This window comes from Effusibacillus pohliae DSM 22757 (assembly GCF_000376225.1).
In the GTDB taxonomy this organism is placed as follows: domain Bacteria; phylum Bacillota; class Bacilli; order Tumebacillales; family Effusibacillaceae; genus Effusibacillus; species Effusibacillus pohliae.
In genome coordinates, this window is the sequence record NZ_AQXL01000123.1 from 16016 (window position 1) to 36785 (window position 20770).

Consider the following 20770-nt stretch of genomic DNA (forward strand, 5'->3'; position numbering starts at 1 on the left):
AGGAAACCGATGGCAAAGCGGAAAATTGTATTGGCGTACTCTGGCGGATTGGATACGTCTGTGATCCTGACCTGGCTGAAAGAGACTTATGATGCTGAGATTATCGCCTTTACGGCAGATATCGGGCAGAAAGAGGAATTGGAAGGGCTCGAGGAAAAAGCGATGCGCACGGGCGCGAGCAAAGTGTACATCGACGATCTGCGTGAAGAGTTCGCACGCGATTTTATTTTTCCGATGTTCCAGGCGGGGGCGCTGTACGAAGGACAGTACTTGCTCGGCACGAGCATTGCCCGCCCGCTGATCGCCAAGCGGATGGTGGAAATCGCCAGGGCCGAGGGGGCAACCGCGATCGCGCACGGTGCCACCGGCAAGGGCAACGACCAGGTGCGGTTTGAGCTTACGGCGGCGGCCCTGGCTCCGGAACTGGAAGTGATCGCACCGTGGCGGCTCGAGGAGTTTCGTGAACAATTTCCGGGCCGGGCGGAAATGATCGCGTATGCGGAGAAGCACGGCATCCCGGTACAGGCAACGGCGTCGAAGCCCTATTCCATGGATCGCAACCTACTGCATATCAGCTTTGAGAGCGGCGTTTTGGAAGACCCCTGGTTCGACGCCAGCAGCGAGGAAATGCGGGACATGTATGTGCTCACCGTTGCGCCGGAGGAAGCGCCGGATCAGCCGGAATACGTGGAATTGGATTTTGAACAGGGCAATTGCGTCGGCCTGAACGGGGAACGCCTGACCCCTCTGCAAGTCATGGAGAAGCTGAACGAGTTGGGGGGCAAGCACGGAATCGGACGCGTGGACATGGTTGAGAACCGGTTCGTCGGCATGAAGAGCCGCGGGGTTTATGAAACGCCGGGGGGCACCATTCTGTTTATTGCCCACCGCAAAATGGAGTCGCTCACAATGGATCGCGAAGTGATGCAGCTGCGCGATTCGCTCATCCCGCGTTACAGCTCGCTTGTCTACAATGGTTTTTGGTTTGCGCCGGAACGGTTGGCGCTGCAGGCACTGGTCACCGAGAGCCAGAAAAATGTAACCGGTACGGTTCGCGTAAAACTTTACAAGGGGAACGTGATCGCGGCCGGAGTGAAGAGCCCGGTCAGCTTGTACAATCCGTATATCGCCACGATGGAAGCCGACCCGACGCAGGCGTACAACCAATCGGATGCGACCGGTTTTATCCGTTTGAACGCGCTGCGTTTGAAAGTAGCGGCCGGGGTGCGGCAGAGCGTAGATGAATAAGACGTCCCGTTCGGCTTGCAAAAGGAACAATATGGCGCGAAAGGAAGTAGGAAAAGTGTCGAAGCTATGGGGCGGACGTTTTACCAAACCGACGGATAAGCTGGTCGAAGAGTTTACCGCTTCGATCCGTTTTGACCAAAAATTGGCCGTGGACGACATCCGCGGCTCGCTTGCGCATGTGAAAATGCTGGGGGCATGCGGCATTATTCCGCAGGAAGATGCGGACCAGATCCGGGCCGGACTCTTATCGATTTTAACAGATGTGAAGGCGGGTAAGCTCGAGTACGCGGTCGAAAATGAAGACATCCACATGAACATTGAGAAAAATTTGATTGAGCGGATCGGGCCGGTCGGCGGCAAACTGCATACGGGACGTTCGCGCAACGACCAGGTCGCGACCGACATGCATCTATATCTGCGGCGCGAGACAAAGCAGATTATCGCTTTGCTGGCCGATGTATTGCAAGCGCTGGTGGACACGGCCGAAAAGCACATCGATGTGATCGTTCCCGGCTATACCCACTTGCAGCGGGCGCAGCCGGTCTTGTTTGCGCATCATCTGTTGGCTTATGTCGGCATGTTCTCGCGCGATGCGGAACGCCTGCAGGACGCATTGAAGCGGATCGACATGCTGCCGCTGGGAGCAGGTGCGTTAGCCGGCACCACTTTTCCGATCGACCGCGAACTGGTGGCAAAAGAGCTGGGCTTCTCCCGCATCTACGAGAACTCGATGGATGCGGTGAGCGACCGCGATTTTATTCTCGAGTTTCTCAGCGGCGCGTCGATTCTGATGATGCACCTGTCCCGTTTTTGCGAGGAACTGGTGCTTTGGTCGTCGACCGAGTTCGGATTTGTCGAGCTGGATGATGCGTACTGCACCGGATCGTCGATCATGCCGCAGAAGAAAAATCCCGATGTGGCCGAATTGATCCGCGGAAAATCAGGGCGGGTGTACGGCAACCTGTTCGGGCTCTTGACGGTCCTGAAGAGCCTGCCGCTCGCCTATAACAAAGATCTGCAGGAAGACAAAGAGGGCATGTTTGATACGGTCGAGACGCTGAAAGGGTCGCTGGCCCTGTTTGCCGGCATGATCCGGACGATGGAAGTGCGGCGGGAGCGGCTGTCTCAGGTTGTGAAGGAAGATTTTTCCAACGCGACCGATCTGGCCGACTATCTGGTGCGCAAAGGGCTGCCGTTCCGGCAAGCGCACGAGGTGATCGGCAAGCTGGTGCTCTACTGCATCTCGCATGGCAAATTCCTGGCGGATCTAACGATGGAAGAATACAAGCAGCACAGCCCGCTGTTTGAGCAGGATGTGTTTCAAGTGATCGACATCCGGACGGTGGTGGACGCTCGCAATGTGCACGGCGGAACGGGCAGCGAACAGGTTCGGCGGGCGCTGGAACGGGCAAAAAGTCAGACCGCCGATTTGGCAAACTGGGTGGAAACGGCGCTGGAACAGGAAGAATGGGAGCCAAAGGCCTGACCGAGTGTAGATCGGGAATTCGTTGCCACGATGGGCAGAAGTGTTCCAGGTGTGTTGAATCCTGTCGGCCACAGTCGGAATTCGCCAGGAAATAAGTGAAAAAAACTCCCTTAGGAAAACAGAAGATTTGCAGTCTGTTACTACACACCATGAAGCAGGACGACACTGACCCCCGCGACCTTCCAAAGATTCAACCGGTCGCGCGGGGTCAGTATGCTTTTTGTCACGAAGTCAAGAGTGGTTACCAGGTTGTAGATGCGGAATCCCGCGATATCAAGGAAGCCATTTGGCTGGACATGCTGCGAACGTATGGAGAGAATCATAAAAACACGATCCGGCTCCCCTGTTAAACCGCTGGCACGGGAGTTTTCATCAAATTGGCAAACAATACCTTGCCAGCAGGCGGGCAAACTCCTGTATAATTTCTCAATGAAACAGGATTTTCAGGAACACTGTCGAAAACAAGAAGTGGATTGACAGGGGCGGACGGGCTTCGCGGGGTGAGGCGGCGCACGGTTTGCTGGCGGCGAATCGGGGCCGCATCAGCGAATAAGGGTGGAGGATGTGAAAAAAACATGATCGAGATGCATAACGTGTGGAAGACCTATCCGAACGGCGTCTCGGCTTTAAACGGAATTGACGTGAAAATCGACCGAGGCGAATTTGTGTATGTGGTCGGACCGAGCGGAGCGGGAAAATCCACCTTTATCAAATTGATGTACCGGGAAGTCAAACCCACGAAGGGTACGATTTACGTCAACGGATTCAATGTCGACCGGCTGAAAGAGCGGAAAATTCCACTGTTGCGCCGGCAAATCGGCGTTGTGTTCCAGGATTTCAAGCTGCTGCCGCAGCTGACGGCGGCGGAAAATGTAGCGTTTGCGATGGAAGTGATTGAGGCTCCCCGGAGGAAAATCAAGCAACGCGTAAAAGAAGTAATGGAGTTGGTGGGGCTCGGTGACAAACTGAATAACCTGCCGAACCAACTGTCCGGGGGCGAGCAGCAACGGGTGGCGGTCGCCCGCGCGCTGGTGAACAAACCGGCTGTGATCATCGCGGACGAGCCCACCGGCAATCTGGACCCGGAAACTTCCTGGGAGATTATGAATCTGTTCGACAAAATCAACCAACAGGGCACAACGATCGTGATGGCGACTCACAACAAGGAGATCGTCAACACGATGAAACGGCGGGTACTGGCGATCGAGGACGGACGGATTGTGCGCGACGAACGACAGGGGGCATACGGATATGAAGATTAGCACACTGTTTCGTCACATCCGGGAAGGTCTGAAAAATATGGGGCGCAACGGATGGATGACATTTGCCGCCATCGGATCGGTCGTGGTGTCGCTGCTGATCCTTGGCGTGTTCCTGACGGTGGCGATGAATTTGCAGGCGCTCACCAAAGATGTGGAATCGCAGGTGCAAATGGACGTGTTCATCCTGCAAGGGACCTCCCGCGCCGATATCCAGAAAGTGGAGGACAAGCTGAAAGCGTTGCCCGGCGTCAAATCGGTCGAATTTGTCGCAAAGGAAGACGCCGTCAAGCAAATGGTGGAGAAATACAAGGAGCACCGGGATCTGTTCTCCGGTTTGGAAATGGAAAATCCGCTGCCTGACAAATTTGTCGTGAAAGCGGAGAATCCGCGTGATACGCTGAAGCTGGCCGACCAGATCCGGACGTTTCCGTTTGTCGAAAAGGTGAAAGACGGCCGCGACACGGTCGAAAAGCTGTTCCGCGTAATGGACGTGGTCCGCTGGGTGGGTGGCGCTCTGATTGTCGGCCTGGCGCTGACGGCCGTCTTCCTCATCTCGAATACGATCAAGATCACGATCTATTCGCGCCGGCGCGAAATCGAAATCATGAAGCTGGTCGGCGCCACCAACTGGTTCATCCGCTGGCCGTTTTTCTTTGAAGGGCTGCTGATGGGGGCTTTGGGTGCACTGATTCCGATCGGTCTGCTGGTTGCCGGCTATTCGTACGCGTTGGGCAACTTTGCCAATACGTTTATTCCTTTGATCCCGCTGCAATCGTTGGTGGTTCAGGTGGGCGGAGCACTGCTTTTGATCGGTTCGTTGATCGGCATTTTCGGATCGACCTTCTCCGTTCGCAAATTCCTCAAAATCTGAACCTTGCTTGGCAAGTACTAGACTGACAACTTGTCTCATATACTCGCTGTGAGACAGGAGACAAAGGCGGTGAATCGATGCATCTGCGCAAACGCACCCTCGCCCTGTTGCTGGTTGTTTCGTTGTTGACCGGAGCCGCTTCCACCTACGGGTTTTTGCAGTGGAGAACGGGTGGCATGTCGGTTGCCGGTGTCGCGTTCGGGTCCGGGCAGCAGGCGGCCAATTTTGCCAAATTCAACGAAGTCTACCAGACGATTCGAGGGAACTACTACCAGGAAGTCGATGACCAAAAACTGCTTGATGGCGCCATATCCGGCATGATCGCCGCCCTTGGCGATCCGTATTCCACCTATATGGACAAGGAAACGGCCGACCAGTTTCATATGTCCCTCTCCTCTTCGTTTGAGGGAATTGGCGCGACAATCGAATCGATCGACGGCCGCGTCACGATCGCTTCCCCGATCAAGGGATCGCCGGCGGAAAAAGCGGGACTGCGCGCGGGCGACCAGATCCGCAAAGTGAACGGCCAGACACTGGACGGCATGGACATCAACCAGGCGGTCTTGCTGATTCGCGGCAAGAAAGGCACAAAAGCCGAGCTGGAAATCACGCGTCCCGGTTCGCCCGATGTGCTGCATGTGACGATCGTTCGCGACGAAATTCCGCTGGAGACGGTCTACGGGGAGAATCTCGGGAACGGGATCGGCAAGATCCAGATTACCTCTTTCTCCGAACAAACGGCGAAACGGTTTGAGGAAGAGCTCAAAAAGCTGGAAGCACAAGGCATCAAAGGGTTGATCATCGACGTTCGCGACAACCCGGGCGGTCTGTTGGATCAGGTGAACGAAATCGCCAACTTGCTGGTTCCGAACAAAGGCGTGATTTTGCAAGTTGAGTACCGGGACGGCCATAAAGATGTGATCAAATCGACTCTGCAAACGGCCAAGTATCCGATCGTCTGCCTGATCAACGGCGGTTCCGCAAGCGCCTCCGAAATTCTGGCGGCCGCGCTGAAAGAGTCGGGCGGTTACCCGCTGGTCGGCGAAAAGACGTTTGGCAAGGGCACTGTCCAGACCAGCCACGATTTTAAAGACGGGTCGAACTTCAAGTATACGATGGCAAAATGGTTAACCCCGAAAGGCAACTGGATTCACAAAAAAGGCGTGGAACCCGATTATCAGGTATCGCAGCCGGTGTACTTCAATCTGCCGGCGCTCAATCCGGACACTCCGTTAAAGCGTGACATGACCGGAGCGGCAGTGAAGACGCTGCAGCAGATGCTGATCGGAGTAGGCTTGGTTCCGGGCAGGGACGACGGATATTTCAGCACGCAAACGGAAGAAGCGGTGAAAACGTTCCAGCGGATGAACGGCCTGCCGGTGACCGGCGTGGTGGAAGGACAAACCACCGTCAAATTGATGGACGTGATCCGCGAAAAGAAGAAAACGAACGACACGCAGCTTGAAAAAGCGATTTCCGTGTTGCAATCGATGATCAAATAGCAGGTAATGACGGTCTTGCCGTCGAATATTCCCTTGAGGACGAACGTTCTCAAGGGGTTTTTTGTTTCAGGGGGGGAATGGCTGATGCAGGTGTGGCCTTTTGTTTCGGAGTTGGCACGGGGATTTGGCGGAATCCTGCTGCAGCCGTTCTTTTACGTCGCGATTCTTTTGGTGTACCTGCAATACCGCAGACAAGTCCAGCTGGAACGAAAAATGTTCGGCGTCCGTGTGACATCAGCCGAATCGCAGACCGTCCGATCGCTGGCGTACGGGATTTTGGGCGGTGCGGCGGCGACGCTTCTGATCGCCGGGATCGGCATCGTGCTGAACCCGACCGACTTTGTTTATGTGTGGGCGGTCACGGTCCTGCTGGCGTTGTTCAACTTGCGGTTTATCTGTTTTGCCTACGGGGGCGGCATTTTGTCCGTGCTGGCGTTGGGGCTCAAGGCGTTGCCGGAGTATTCGATCCGCTGGCCGTGGCTGGCCGACACATACGCCAATCTGCGGGCTCTGTCAGTTCCGCATTTGCTGGCGCTGGTTGCCACACTGCATCTGGTGGAAGCGTTGTTGGTGTGGCTGCAGGGAAAAGAAGGAGCGAGTCCTGTGTTCATACAGGGAAAACGGGGGCGGCTGATCGGCGGCTTCATCCTGCAGAAGTTCTGGGTGTTACCGTTGGCGGCTGTGGTGGTGACCGGAAGCGGCGGACTGCAACCGCCCGCCTGGTGGATCCTGCTACCGGCAGCCGCCGTACAGGGGCTGCAAATCTTTCCGATTCCAGCCGTACTTGGTTATTCGGGTGTGGCGCTGTCCCGCCATCCGGCCGAAAAAGCGGCGAGAACCGCCGGCTGCCTCGCCCTGTACGCGATCATCCTGCTGGGGCTGACGCTGCTTGGGGACAGGTGGGTTCCTGCTTTGCTGTGGGCGGCGGCGGTATTTTCGCCGGCCGCGCACGAACTGCTGATCAAATGGGACATGCAGGACGAAAAAGTTCGCCAGCCCCGCTTTGTCAAGCCGCTGCAAGGGTTGCGCATCCTGGCCGTACTGCCGGGAAGTCCGGCGGAAAGCTTGGAGCTGAAACCGGGCGAGGTGATTGTGAAGGCGAACGGAGTGCCGGTCAACACACCGTTTGATCTGCACTTTGCGCTGAACCAAAATCCGGCTTTTATCAAACTGGAAGTGGTGGACGAACAAGGGGAAATCCGGTTTGCGGGCAAACCGCGCTTTACGGGGGAACCCCACAGTCTGGGGCTGATCCTGGTGCCGGATGAGAGCACGCAGGAATATGTGCGCCTCGACGCGCCCCCGCTGTGGAAACGCATCCGCGATTCATTCGGCAGGGCGGCAAAGCGGAAGAAAAACACAACGGCGTAACGATGGAAACTTGTGACAACAGGAGGAAGCGGAAATGGATATCACGACAATCCTCGGCCTGATTCTCGGTGTCGGCTTTTTGACGGGGGCGTTTGTGCTGGAAGGCGGACATATCGGCTCCCTGTTTCAGGGAACCGCCGCCATGATTGTGATTGGCGGGACGTTGGCGGCACTGATGGTCAGCACTCCGCTGGAACAACTGAAGCAATTGCCGAAGATCCTGAAAATCGCATTTACCCACAAGCCGAAGGATCCGCTGGATGTGATCGACGAACTGGTGTCACTGGCGACGATCGCCCGCCGGGAAGGGATCCTGGCGCTGGAAGAAAAGATCGAATCGTATGATGACGATTTTTTTAAAAATGGAATCCGCTTGGTCGTTGACGGGGTGGACCCGGAACTGGTGCGCAGCATCATGGAAACCGAGCTGTCGTTCATCGAGGACCGCCATTCGAAAGGGGCAGCCCTCTTCGAGCAGGCGGGCGGTTTTGCGCCGACGATGGGGATCATCGGAACGGTGATGGGGCTGGTGCATGTGCTCTCGAACCTGGAGGACGCCAGCAAACTAGGACCCTCGATCGCCGTCGCGTTCATTGCTACGCTCTACGGCGTCGCTTCCGCCAACGTGGTGTGGCTGCCGATCGCCAACAAGCTGAAGGTGCGCAGCAAGCAGGAAATTTTGATCCGCGAACTGATGATCGAAGGCATCCTGTCGATTCAGGCAGGTGAGAACCCGAGCATTCTCGGGCAGAAACTGAAAGTGTTCCTGGCGCCCGCGAATCGCGAAAAGAAAGAGGAAACAGCCGGGCGGGAGGTAGGCGAGGCGGATGTCGAGACGGCGTAACTCCCATGCCGGCACGCATGAAAACCATGAGCGCTGGCTGTTGACCTATGCGGATCTGATCACGCTACTGATGATTTTTTTCGTCGTGTTATACGCGATGTCAAAAATCGACATCACTCGGTACGAGCAACTTGCGATCTCCCTGAATCAGTCGTTTTACGACGGTTCGACCGGTGTGATGAGAACGAAATTTGAGAAGTCGCAGGGGCAACCGAACGAAGCGGGCAACTCGGTCGACAAACAGACGCTGGAAGCGAGCCGTAAACTGGCGGAAGAAACCCAGCGTTTGAAGGAAGCGGAGCAGAAGCTGAAACAGTACATCCAACAAAACAACCTGGGCGACAAAGTGATGGTGGAACTGAACGAAAGAGGTGTGCAAATCACGTTGCGTGATGTGGCGCTGTACGACACCGGCTCGGCGGTGATCAAACCGGAAGCGGAACGGATTCTCGACGGGATTGCCCCATTTTTAAAGGCGCTGCCGAATAAAATTTCGGTCGAAGGCCACACCGACAATGTGCCGATCCGCAACAGCCAGTTCCGGTCCAATTTTGACCTGTCGGCCGCGCGGGCGCTCAACGTGCTGTATTATTTGCAAACTCGCGAGGTGAAGCCGGATCGGCTGTCGGCAACCGGATACGGCGAGTATATGCCGGTGGCAAGCAACGACACGCCGGAAGGGCGGGCCGCCAATCGGCGGGTTAACATTCTCATTTTGCGCAGCGCTGTCCAGTGACCGTTGGCAGATTGAAAAAACAGGTTCAAACTAGTGGCATTCAACCAATATACATTCCGGACGTCAAAAAAGCTTCCTCTATATAATGGGCAGTTCGTCAGAAGTGCCTCGGAGGAAGCTTTTTCATTATGCCCAATTCTGCAAGTGGATTTTTTTTCTCGGTTCCGCTACAATAGAACAGAAGTTCGTGTTCGGTTTCTATAGTCTGGTTGCACAATAAAAATGTTATGTTACCTGCCGGTCGAAGGAGTATAATAGGAGGTATGGAAAGGGTGGGGATGATGGCAGACCGGAAAGGCAAGTTCGAGTTGGTATCCGAATATTCGCCGCGGGGAGATCAGCCGAAGGCGATTGAAGCGCTGGTCAACGGCATCCGATCCGGGTTGAGGCAACAGGTGCTGCTCGGCGTCACCGGTTCCGGAAAGACGTTTACGATGGCGAATGTGATCGCCAAAGTGAACAAACCGACGCTCGTGCTGGCGCCCAACAAGACGTTGGCTGCCCAACTGGCTGCCGAGTTCAAGGAGTTTTTTCCGAACAACGCGGTCGAATACTTCGTTTCCTACTACGATTATTATCAACCGGAGGCGTACATTCCGTCGACCGATACCTATATTGAAAAAGACGCGAAAATCAACGATGAAATCGACAAGCTGCGGCATTCGGCCACCAGCTCGCTGCTGGAGCGGAATGACGTGATCGTGGTCGGCTCCGTATCTTCGATTTACGGGTTGGGGAACCCTGTCGAATATGCGGCACATGTGCTGTCGCTGCGTGTAGGCATGGAAAAGCCAAGAAACGACATCCTGCGCAAGCTTGTCGAAATGCAGTATGAGCGAAACGACATCAATTTTGTGCGCGGCACGTTTCGCGTACGCGGCGACGTGTTGGAAATTTTTCCGGCGTCCCGCAGCGAAAAGGCGTTTCGCGTGGAACTGTTCGGAGATGAGATTGAACGGATCACGGAGATCGATGTGGTGACGGGCGAGATTGTGGGGACGCGCCAGCATGTTGCGATTTTTCCGGCGTCCCACTTCGTGACATCCGGCGACAAGATGCAGCGGGCGATCAATAGCATCCGCGCCGAACTGGAGGAGCGACTGGCGGAATTGCGGGCGGCCGGCAAGCTGCTGGAGGCGCAGCGGCTCGAGCAGCGGACCAACTACGATCTGGAGATGATGGCGGAGATCGGATTCTGTTCCGGCATCGAGAACTACTCGCGCCATCTGGAAGGACGTCCTGCCGGGTCGCCTCCCAACACGTTGCTCGATTATTTTCCGAAAGATTTTTTGCTGATCATCGACGAGTCGCACGTGGCGGTGCCGCAGATCGGCGGCATGTACAACGGCGACCGCAGCCGCAAGCTGACGCTGATCGAGCACGGATTCCGGCTGCCTTCGGCGGCGGACAACCGGCCGCTGAAATTTGAAGAATTTGAGCAGCGGATCAACCAGGTGATCTACGTATCGGCAACACCGGGACCTTATGAACTGGAACGGGCCGAGCAGGTGGTCGAACAGATTATTCGTCCGACCGGTCTGGTCGATCCGGAAATTCACGTGCGGCCGATCAAAGGCCAGATCGATGATCTGGTGGGCGAGATTCACAAGCGGATCAAGCGGGATGAACGCGTCCTCGTCACGACGCTGACGAAGAAGATGGCGGAAGATCTGACCGACTATCTGAAAGATCTCGGGATCAAGGTGCGCTATCTGCACTCGGATATCAAGACATTGGAGCGGATGATGATCCTGCGCGATCTGCGGATGGGCGTGTTCGACGTGCTGGTCGGCATCAACCTGCTGCGGGAAGGCCTGGATTTGCCGGAAGTTTCGCTGGTGGCGATTCTGGATGCGGACAAGGAAGGGTTCCTGCGGGCGGAACGGTCGCTGATTCAGACGATCGGGCGGGCCGCCCGGAATGCGGAAGGTCAGGTGATCATGTACGCGGATACGATCACGCAGTCGATGAAGGCGGCGATCGACGAAACGAACCGCCGCCGCCGGATCCAGCAAGAGTACAACAGGCAGCACGGCATCACGCCGCAAACGGTTCGCAAGGCGGTCCGGGATGTGATTGAGGCGACGAAGGCGGCCGAGTCGAAGACGGAGTACAACGTGAAGCAGAGTGTCGACAAGATGTCGAAGAAAGAGCGCGAGCAGTTGATCAGGACGTTGGAAAAGGAAATGAAGGAAGCGGCAAAAGCGCTGCAGTTCGAGCGAGCCGCCGAATTGCGCGACATTATTTTGGAACTGTCGGCTTCATAGGCAAGCTGCCGCGTTTGGTGGCGGTGGTTTGACCGGTTGCACCGTTGGTTGAAATGGAGTGAGTAAGCCGTGCGTTTGGCGAGGCGGCTTGACCGGCTGCAACTTTGTCGAAGCGGCTTGTCAGGTGCGGTACATCCCTGTTTTGCATCCTTTTTTTCGCGCCGTGGTCGATTCGACAACGGGCCGGCCGCTTTCGACGTTTTTCCCGGGAAATGTAGAAACGTGCAGAAAAGGAGAGCTTTATGGCACAGGAATATATCGTCGTCAAAGGTGCGCGCGTCCATAACCTGAAAAATATCGATGTGCAGATTCCCAGAGACAAGCTGGTCGTGTTGACCGGCCTCAGCGGCTCCGGGAAATCTTCGCTTGCGTTCGACACGATTTACGCGGAGGGGCAACGCCGCTATGTCGAATCGTTGTCCGCTTATGCCCGGCAGTTTTTGGGGCAGATGGACAAACCGGATGTCGATTCGATTGACGGGTTGTCGCCTGCCATCTCGATCGACCAAAAAACGACCAGCCGCAATCCCCGTTCAACGGTCGGCACGGTAACCGAGATCTACGATTATTTGCGGCTGCTGTTTGCCCGCGTCGGACAACCTTTCTGCCCTAACTGCGACATTCCGATCGCTTCGCAAACGGTCGAGCAAATGGTGGACCATGTGCTGGAATTGCCGGAACGGACGAAGATCCAGATTTTCGCTCCGCTGATTCGTGGGCGCAAGGGAGAGCACAGCAAACTGTTCGATGACATCCGCAAGCAAGGCTATGTCCGCGTCCGCGTCGACGGCGAAATTCGCGATTTGTCGGAAGACATCGAACTGGAAAAAAACAAGAAGCACACGATCGAAGTGGTGGTCGACCGGATCGTGGTGAAAGACGATGTGGCAACCCGCCTTGCTGACTCCCTGGAGACCGCCTTGAACCTGTCGGGCGGCATTGTGACCGTCGGGGTGGTCGGCGGGGAGGAGATGATTTTTTCGCAAAATCTGGGCTGCCCGGAATGCGGATTCTCCTTGCCGGAACTGAGCCCGCGCATGTTTTCGTTCAACTCGCCGTACGGGGCGTGCGAAACCTGCTCGGGACTCGGGACGAACATGGAAGTCGACCCTGATCTGGTACTGCCGGACCGTTCGAAAACGTTGGCGGAAGGGGCGTTTGTCCCGTGGGCCGGTTCGTCGTCCAATTACTACCCGCAACTGCTGGCGTCCGCTTGCAAACATTTCGGCATTCCGATGGATGTGCCGGTAGAGGAGATCCCGCAAGACAAGCTGGATAAACTTTTGTACGGCGCGCCAAGAGAGAAAATCCGCTTTCATTATGAAAACGACTTCGGACAGACGAAAGTGGCGGAAGTGTTGTTCGAGGGGTTGATTCCCAACCTGGAGCGGCGCTACCGGGAAACGGCGTCCGATTACGTGCGGGAATTCATCGAGGAGTTTATGAGCTCCAAGCCGTGTCCCGCCTGCAACGGCGACCGGCTGAAACCGGAAGTGCTGGCGGTTCGCATTAACGGCTGCAATATCGCGGAAGTCACACGTCTGTCGGTGAACGAGGCGCTCGATTTCTTCGAAAACCTCCGCCTCACGGACAAGCAAGAGGCGATCGCACGTTTGATTCTCAAGGAGATTCGCTCCCGGCTTGGATTTTTGCGAAATGTCGGGCTGGACTACCTGTCGCTCAGCCGGGCGGCCGGAACGCTCTCCGGTGGAGAAGCCCAGCGGATTCGGCTGGCGACGCAGATCGGCTCCGCTTTGACCGGGGTGCTGTATGTGCTCGACGAACCGTCGATCGGCCTGCACCAGCGGGATAACGTGCGGCTGATCAGGACGCTCGAACACATGCGCGATCTCGGCAACACATTGATTGTCGTCGAACATGACGAAGATACGATGCTGGCGTCCGATTACATCATCGACATCGGACCGGGGGCGGGGATTCACGGCGGACAGGTGGTGGCGCAAGGAACGCCGGAACAGATCATGCAGGATGAGAATTCCTTGACCGGCCAGTATCTGTCCGGCAAGAAAATGATTCCGGTTCCCGACAGGCGGCGCAAGCCGAACGGCAAGTGGCTGGAAATCCAGGGGGCCTGCGAAAACAATCTGAAAAATATCAACGTCAAAATTCCGCTCGGTGTGTTCACTTGCGTGACGGGTGTGTCCGGGTCAGGCAAGTCGACGCTGGTGAACGAAATCTTGTACAAAGCGCTTGCCCAGCAGTTGAACGGGGCCCGTACCAAACCGGGTGCGCACAAGAAGATCAGCGGGCTGGAACATCTCGATAAGGTGATCGACATCGACCAATCGCCGATCGGCCGGACACCCCGTTCCAATCCGGCGACATACACGGGGGTGTTTGACGACATCCGGGACGTGTTCGCCACCACCAATGAGGCGAAAATCCGCGGCTACAAAAAAGGCAGATTTTCGTTCAACGTGAAAGGCGGCCGCTGTGAAGCGTGCCGCGGCGATGGGATTATCAAAATCGAAATGCACTTCCTGCCGGATGTGTACGTACCGTGCGAGGTCTGCAAAGGGCGGCGCTATAACCGGGAGACGTTGGAAGTCAAGTACAAGGGCAAAAGCATCGCGGATGTGCTCGACATGACGGTGGAGGACGCACTGGAATTCTTTAAAAATGTGCCGCGCATTCAACGCAAACTGCAGACGTTAAATGATGTCGGTCTTGGCTATATCCGGTTGGGCCAGCCTGCAACCACGCTGTCCGGTGGGGAAGCGCAGCGGGTCAAGCTGGCGTCCGAACTGCACCGGCGCAGCAACGGACGAACGATGTACATTTTGGATGAGCCGACCACCGGCCTGCATATCGCCGATATTGAGCGCTTGCTGCAAGTGCTGCAGCGGCTCGTCGATGCGGGGGATACGGTGCTGGTAATCGAACACAACCTGGAAGTGATCAAGACGGCCGACTACCTGATCGATCTCGGGCCAGAAGGCGGCGACCGGGGCGGTAGGATCGTTGCGGCGGGAACGCCGGAAGAGGTGGCCAAGGTGCCAGAATCGCATACAGGGGCATTTCTCGGGCCGATTTTGGAGCGGGACAAACAGCGGGCCAAACAGCGACAGGGCAAGTCGACAGCGAAAACAGGCGCGGCGGTTTCGTAGGCGGCTCATTTTGGCGCTTACTCGCATTCTGCAAACGAAAGTCTGAAAAACAGAAGCCGCTAGAAGAGACACAGCGGCTTCTGTCGTTTTGGCTCCCCTGCAAAAGCGGGCGGAGAGTAGTTACATTCAGCGATGGCGGTGGCGACGGCAGCGGACAAGAACGCTTTGGCCGGGCTTCAAAACGATTGTGATGCGACGGCGGCGACGCATGTGGTTCCCCCCTTTCTTTTCAGGTACTATATTATATAAGGGAAGGTTGTTCGGGGAAAGGGACGGGAGACAGGGGCAAGAGTCTGTTTTCGCAAGAGGGATGAGGAGAATTTGCTGACTCATCGCGTTTCTATGTAGAAAGCGAACGGTCAGGGAGGTTGATCGTTCGTATACAGCCGATCAAAAGGAGCGATTGACTATGAAAAAATTGTTTCGTTCCCGCAAAGAGCGAGTGATCGCCGGTGTGTGTGGCTGTGCATCATTATTCCGGTCGAGCGTTAGGAGGTGGAAACCATCATGGGACTGATCTGGCGTATTTTGCTGAATGCGCTGGCGCTTGTGCTGGTCTCCTGGCTGTTTGAGGGAATTTCGTTTGCGGCAGGTAGCAGGGGCGTGATCGCCGCCCTCTGGGCCGGGTTGGTGCTGGGGGTGGTCAACGTGACGATCAAGCCGCTCATCAAGCTGCTGACGCTGCCGGTGAACATTCTCACGCTCGGGCTGTTTGGGTTGCTGGTAAACGCGCTGATGCTGAAAGTGGTCGACTGGCTGTCACCGGGGTTTGAAGTGCACGGCTTTTTTGCCGCATTTTTTGGGGCGATCGTATTGGCGGTCATCTCATCGGTGTTGAACCTACTGTTCGAGTAGGCCCGGGCGGGGGATCGTACCGACGTGCGGCAGGAAAAACTTGTTTCCGCCTGCAGGGAATGCTACCGGCGGACGATCCGCAAGGCGATCGAACAGGCAGAGATCGTGACATGCTGCAGGCCGCATGTATGCGTCCGCCCAACGGTTCGCCCGTTAGTGGGAACTGAATGCTCAGCCGATCACGTACCAGGGACGGATGATAACGGGGCAGAACACGCACCATGCAGTATGGGCGGGAAGGGGGTGGTTCGATTTGGATTGTCTCCGCGAACTGCAAAAAATTCTCGGCGACCGCGTCCGTTTCGAGCAGGCGGACGACGCCGAAGCGGACGGGAGGCGCTCTTTTGTGCGGGACAGCGAAGAGTGGATTCCGATAGGAAACGGACGGTATGCGGTGGTCGACCTGAACCGGTTGTCGGACGAAACGGCGAAGCTGGTGCGGCTTTTGATTGAAACCGTAACCGGAGGGTTTCGGCAGCCGCACGATGAATGGTTTCCACGACTGATCCACGGGGAATGGGACGCCGGCCGGTTTGCGAACGAAGCGTTGGCACGGCGGTGGAACATCCCGCTGCCGGGGGTGGTTGCCATTTTGCAACTGCATGGGGAGGACGCGGAAGCAGCACTCGCCTTGCTGGAGGAAATCTTTTCGGACCGCGAATGGAACGGATTGACGGATGGGGGCGGCCGCAGAGTCTTGCTCTACTTGCCGCTGCAAGCGGAAGAATCGGTCGGTGATGTACAGCAGATCGGCAGCCGGTTGTTGGATACTTTGCAGACGGAAATTTACGTGAGCGGAAATTTGGCCGTCAGCCGGCCAGTCCGCAGCCTGCAGGAACTGCCGTCCGCCAAAAGGCAGGCGGAAATCGCGCTGCAGGCCGGCAGGTCGTTTCACAACGGACAGAAAATCTATCAGTATGGGCAATTGGGGCTTGCCCAATTGTTGTATGGGGTGTCGGAGGAAGCCAAAGCCGCTTTTTTGCAGGAGGTGTTGCCGCGCGAAAAACACGAGGCGCTGACACGGGAATTGCGGGAAACGGTCCATTCGTTCGCGCAGCATGCACAAAACATCGCCGAGACGGCGCGGGCGCTGTACATCCACCGCAACACGCTGCTTTACCGGTTGGACAAGATCCAGGAAGTGACGGGCAAGGACATTCGGAAATTTAGGGAGCTGGCCGAGTTGTGGATCGCCTTAATTTTGCGAAATGAAAAACATGCACAAAAATCAGACGGCGATTTCGTATAGAGCGTCCAATAGGCGGGGCGCTCGCTTTATTTTATAGTGGAGGTAACGAATCACAAGGGGGGGACGAAATGGCACGCGTTCAGCTCAAACATGTATACAAGCGCTACCCGGGAGATGTTGTGGCGGTGAAAGATTTTAACCTGGACATCCAGGACCAGGAGTTTCTGGTGCTGGTCGGGCCGTCCGGTTGCGGAAAATCGACCACGCTCCGCATGGTGGCGGGACTTGAGGAAATCTCCGAGGGCGAGTTGTGGATCGGCGATCGGCTGGTGAATGACGTTCACCCGAAAGACCGCGATATTGCAATGGTCTTCCAAAACTATGCGCTGTACCCGCACATGAATGTGTATGACAATATTTCGTTCGGTCTGAAACTGCGGAAAGTTCCGAAGCAGGAGATCGACCGGCGGGTGCGGGAAGCGGCCAAAATTCTTGACATCGAGCACCTGCTCGACCGGAAGCCGAAAGCGCTTTCCGGCGGTCAGCGGCAGCGGGTGGCGCTCGGCCGGGCGATCGTTCGCGAACCGCAAGTGTTCCTGATGGACGAACCGCTGTCCAATCTGGACGCAAAACTGCGCGTGCAGATGCGGACGGAGATCGCGAAGCTACACAAGCGGCTGAAAACGACCGTGATCTACGTGACGCACGACCAAACGGAAGCGATGACGATGGGTGACCGGATCGTCGTGATGAAAGACGGCGTGATCCAGCAGGTCGGATCTCCGATCGAGCTGTATAACCATCCGACCAACATGTTCGTTGCGTCGTTCATCGGTTCGCCGGCGATGAACTTCCTGAACGGCCAACTGGTGGAGGAAAGCGGCTCCATCTATTTCCGGGCGCCAGGCATCCATCTGCTGATTCCGGAAGGACGTTACGGATTGCTGCGCGATAAGGGGGCTGTCGGCAAAGAGGTGGTATTTGGCATCCGGCCGGAAAACATCCACGATGAGCCGATGTATCTGGAAACCTATGCGGATGCGACGATCCGGGCGGAAGTAGAGGTCGTCGAAATGTTGGGGGCGGAAGAATACCTGTACCTGAACGTCAACGGTCAGTCGGTAACCGCTCGTGTGGATGCACGTTCTGACGTGAAAGCAGGTGGCAACGTGACGCTTGCGTTCGATATGAACAAAGCGCATATTTTTGACAAGGAAACCCAACAGGCGGTATTCTAAAAACACGTGGCACACTTCCGTGTCCGGGAGCGATCTGGTATCCTAGTACACGGAAGTGATTTTTTTGCATGAGGTGAGCCGATTGCACAAATCGATACAAACGAGGGATCTGATTGAGGAACTCGACCTCGTGCTGCTCAACCCGGGAGCGGACACTCAGCGGGAAATAACCGTCAGCGACATCAATCGGCCGGGCCTGGCACTGGCCGGATTTTTCATATACCATCCGGCGGAACGGGTGCAACTGTTGGGACAAACCGAGCTGGCCTTTTTTAACTCGATGCAAGAGCACGAGCAACGTGCCCGCGCCGATTCATTGTGCCAGTTTGTGCAAACACCCTGCATCGTGGTGTCACGGGATCAAACATTGCCTGACATTCTGCTGGAGGCTGCGACCCGCTACCGGCTCCCCGTGTTGCGGGCGAAGCTAGGGACATCGAAGCTGGCGGGCAGGCTGCAGCGGTTTCTGGATCTGAAGCTGGCACCGGAAACGCAGGTGCACGGCGTATTAGTCGATGTGTATGGAATCGGCATTCTGATCATGGGCAGTTCCGGAATCGGCAAAAGCGAGACCGCGCTGGAGCTGATCAAGCGAGGGCACCGGCTGGTGGCCGACGATGCGGTGGAAATCCGGCAAGTGGACGATCAGGTGCTGGTCGGGGAAGCGCCGGAACTGCTGAAAAATCTGCTCGAGATCCGGGGGCTCGGCATTTTGAATGTGATGACGCTCTTTGGGGCAGGAGCGATTCGGACCCGCAAACAGATTGAGTTCGTCATCCGGCTCGAGATGTGGAAAGACGAGATGTTGATCGACCGGCTGGGGTTGGATGAAAATACGACGCGCATCCTCGACACGGACCTCCCTTGCATCACGCTGCCTGTCATGCCTGGCCGCAACTTGGCGGTGCTGATCGAGGTGGCGGCGATGAACCAGCGGTTAAAGCGAATGGGCTATAACGCGGCGAAAGATTTGTCGGAAAAACTGCTGCACGTGATCGAAGAGCAGGAGCACCACTGATGCCGCATGATGCTTCGGTGGAAGCTGCACAACTCCGCGTTGCGCTGCATCCGGATGTGCCAAGATCGAACACGCGAATGGGCTAGCGATTGTTCGTCAAAGGGCCGGTAACAGCGCTTCAGGCGGAGTTTCGTTTTTTCGACAATTTTGTAATGCAATTGCAACATTTACCTGCAGGATCATGACGATTTCTATCGAATATACACTTTTGGTTTTACATATATAGCTTAGTAGGGAGAAGGAGGTTGAGGCATGGCAGATTTCCATTCAACATGGCATACGCATCTCAGAACAATCGCCGTTGCCAATAAACAATACACGATTGACCAGTTGTCGCAGATTGATGTGAAGCATATCATGCAAGACATCAAAGATCAGGTCAGCAAGACGTTCACCGTACGGAAGACGGCGGCAGTCGCTTTGCTGGTGACGATGACGGCGCTGGGCGGGACAGCCGTCCACGAAACGGTCGGCAAGACCGATCTGTATTATCAGGTGTACCTGGATGGGCAGTATGTGGGAATGGTGAAACAGCCCGATTTTGTGTACGATAAAATCGCTGCTTTGGGCGACCGGCTGAAAGCGTCCGTCAAACTGGTACCCGTTCACCAACGGACAACCGGTGGCCCGGCGGAAGCGGAAGTGGCGCTGGCGATGAATCAGGCGGCGAATCCGCAGGTGGAGGCGGTCATGATTCGGGTGGACGGCCAGGATGTGGCCGCAGTCAAAGACATGGCAACCGCGCACACAGTGATCGACAGGATCAAAGCGAAATTCGCCTCTGGTGACAATGCCGTCAAACAGGTGAAAATCGAACAAACGATCGATTTTCTGGCGACACATGTCAATAGAGACGAGGTTCGCTCCGTGGATTCGGTTGTGGCAATGCTTCTGCAAAGCAAGGAGAAGCCGAAAAAATATCTGGTCTCGCGCGGCGAGTCGCTGTGGACCATCGCCATGAAAAATCAGCTGACGGTCGACAAGTTGAAAGCGGTCAATCCTCAGATCAGCAACGAGAACGCGCTGCAAGAAGGGCAGGAAATCACGATCGGTGCAGTCGAGCCGTTGGTGACGGTGGAAACGGTGGAAGAAATCACGCGCACCGTGCCGATCCCGTTTGAAACGGAATATCAGGACGACGACTCGATGAACAAAGGGGAACAGCGTGTCGTCACCGAGGGGCAGCCGGGTGAAAAAACGCAAAAGGTGCAGATCCTCAAGAAAAACGGCCAGGTGTACGGGGAGGTCGTCCTGTCCGAACAGGTGACGAAAGAAAAGGTGAACAAGGTGGTCGTGCGCGGCACAAAGATTCCGGATCAGGCGTCGGGTGACTGGTTCTGGCCGGTTGCATCCCACACCATCTCGTCCTACTTCGGGGAGTGGCGGGGGAATAGCCGGCATTGGGCGATCGATATCAGCGCTCCGATCGGCACTCCGGTTTACGCGTCGAACAACGGACGGGTGATTTACGCCGGCTGGGACGGCAGCGGCTACGGCAATGCGATCCGGATCAGCCACGGCAACGGAATCGTTTCGATTTACGGCCATCTGTCCTCGATCAACGTGTCGGTCGGCCAGCTGGTGAGCAAGGGAGAAGTGATCGGCGGGGTCGGATCGACCGGCCAATCTACCGGACCGCATCTGCATTACGAAGTTCAGGTTAACGGTGTGAGAGTCAATCCGGCTCCGTATATGTAAAGGATGATCAGAGGTCTCGCGCGAGGCCTCTTTTTTGCTATAATGGTGTCAATTGCA

15 protein-coding genes are annotated in these 20770 nt (G+C 56.2%); all 15 read left to right on the forward strand.

Annotated features, from left to right (window positions below; translation table 11 throughout):
- The first annotated feature begins 9 nt into the window (after positions 1-9).
- The 15 genes from C230_RS0110805 to C230_RS20130 all read left to right on the forward strand — a co-directional run bounded on the left by C230_RS0110805 (position 10) and on the right by C230_RS20130 (position 20713).
- Positions 10-1248, forward strand: a complete 1239-nt coding sequence (locus C230_RS0110805; RefSeq protein ID WP_026174268.1) for an argininosuccinate synthase — start codon at positions 10-12, stop codon at positions 1246-1248.
- 55 nt (positions 1249-1303) lie between these two features.
- Entirely contained in the window at positions 1304-2734 is a 1431-nt protein-coding gene (gene argH, locus C230_RS0110810) for an argininosuccinate lyase (RefSeq protein ID WP_026174269.1), read from the forward strand.
- A 575-nt stretch (positions 2735-3309) separates the two neighbouring features.
- On the forward strand, positions 3310-3996 hold the full coding sequence (gene ftsE / locus C230_RS0110820) for a cell division ATP-binding protein FtsE (RefSeq protein ID WP_018132056.1): 687 nt from the start codon (positions 3310-3312) through the stop codon (positions 3994-3996).
- Positions 3986-4867 (forward strand): permease-like cell division protein FtsX, encoded by an 882-nt coding sequence (gene ftsX / locus C230_RS0110825; RefSeq protein ID WP_018132057.1) that lies wholly within the window; start codon positions 3986-3988, stop codon positions 4865-4867. Before ftsE ends, ftsX begins: the two co-directional genes overlap by 11 nt.
- A gap of 77 nt (positions 4868-4944) precedes the next feature.
- The gene (locus C230_RS0110830; RefSeq protein WP_018132058.1) at positions 4945-6369 is read left to right on the forward strand and encodes a S41 family peptidase; all 1425 of its coding nucleotides are present in this window, start codon (positions 4945-4947) and stop codon (positions 6367-6369) included.
- Between the two features lie 84 nt (positions 6370-6453).
- A complete protein-coding gene (locus tag C230_RS20125) occupies positions 6454-7740 on the forward strand; it encodes a PDZ domain-containing protein (RefSeq protein ID WP_018132059.1) in 1287 nt (428 codons plus the stop codon).
- 34 nt (positions 7741-7774) lie between these two features.
- Positions 7775-8584: a flagellar motor protein gene (locus C230_RS0110840; RefSeq protein ID WP_018132060.1), complete on the forward strand. Its 810-nt coding sequence runs from the start codon at positions 7775-7777 to the stop codon at positions 8582-8584.
- Positions 8568-9320 (forward strand): flagellar motor protein MotB, encoded by a 753-nt coding sequence (locus tag C230_RS0110845; RefSeq protein WP_018132061.1) that lies wholly within the window; start codon positions 8568-8570, stop codon positions 9318-9320. The genes C230_RS0110840 and C230_RS0110845 overlap by 17 nt, the downstream gene beginning before the upstream one ends.
- A 281-nt stretch (positions 9321-9601) precedes the next feature.
- A complete protein-coding gene (uvrB, locus tag C230_RS0110850) occupies positions 9602-11587 on the forward strand; it encodes an excinuclease ABC subunit UvrB (RefSeq protein ID WP_026174270.1) in 1986 nt (661 codons plus the stop codon).
- A gap of 242 nt (positions 11588-11829) precedes the next feature.
- A complete protein-coding gene (gene uvrA, locus C230_RS0110855; RefSeq protein ID WP_018132063.1) occupies positions 11830-14715 on the forward strand; it encodes an excinuclease ABC subunit UvrA in 2886 nt (961 codons plus the stop codon).
- Positions 14716-15222: 507 nt separating this feature from the next.
- Positions 15223-15570: a phage holin family protein gene (locus C230_RS0110860; protein ID WP_018132064.1), complete on the forward strand. Its 348-nt coding sequence runs from the start codon at positions 15223-15225 to the stop codon at positions 15568-15570.
- Between the two features lie 253 nt (positions 15571-15823).
- Positions 15824-16819: a PucR family transcriptional regulator gene (locus tag C230_RS0110865; RefSeq protein WP_018132065.1), complete on the forward strand. Its 996-nt coding sequence runs from the start codon at positions 15824-15826 to the stop codon at positions 16817-16819.
- Between the two features lie 68 nt (positions 16820-16887).
- Positions 16888-17997, forward strand: a complete 1110-nt coding sequence (locus tag C230_RS0110870; protein ID WP_018132066.1) for an ABC transporter ATP-binding protein — start codon at positions 16888-16890, stop codon at positions 17995-17997.
- A gap of 82 nt (positions 17998-18079) precedes the next feature.
- On the forward strand, positions 18080-19015 hold the full coding sequence (gene hprK, locus C230_RS0110875) for an HPr(Ser) kinase/phosphatase (protein ID WP_018132067.1): 936 nt from the start codon (positions 18080-18082) through the stop codon (positions 19013-19015).
- Between the two features lie 252 nt (positions 19016-19267).
- Complete coding sequence (locus C230_RS20130) at positions 19268-20713, forward strand: M23 family metallopeptidase (protein WP_018132068.1); 1446 nt, start codon at positions 19268-19270, stop codon at positions 20711-20713.
- Positions 20714-20770 lie beyond the last annotated feature (57 nt).